Source organism: Paraburkholderia sp. SIMBA_030 (assembly GCF_046535245.1).
Classification (GTDB): Bacteria; Pseudomonadota; Gammaproteobacteria; order Burkholderiales; family Burkholderiaceae; genus Paraburkholderia.
Genome location: NZ_JAWRXB010001586.1, coordinates 1 through 238, shown reverse-complemented (window position 1 = coordinate 238; position 238 = coordinate 1). Strand labels below are relative to the sequence as shown.

The window sequence follows — 238 nt, the reverse complement described above, 5'->3', positions numbered from 1 at the left end:
ACTGCCGCTAAAGGTAGCTCCATTTATGTGACAGATGCAAAAACAGGTGACAAACTATGGTCATGGAACAATCCCCAAAATCATAGTATCGTCGCTGGTGTGACAGCGCTTGACCGCAATAATGACGGTTTATTTGATCACTTATACTTCGCTGATCTAGGTGGTAATGTTTTTCGCGCCGACTTTATTAACGAAAAAGAAAAAGCCTTTAACGAAGTACGTGTAGTTCGAGTACTAG

1 protein-coding gene is annotated in these 238 nt (G+C 41.6%); it reads left to right on the top strand.

Annotated elements, in window-relative coordinates; all coding sequences use genetic code 11:
* A partial coding sequence (locus SB772_RS45355) for a hypothetical protein (protein WP_410839197.1) occupies positions 1-238 on the top strand: 238 nt, incomplete at both ends.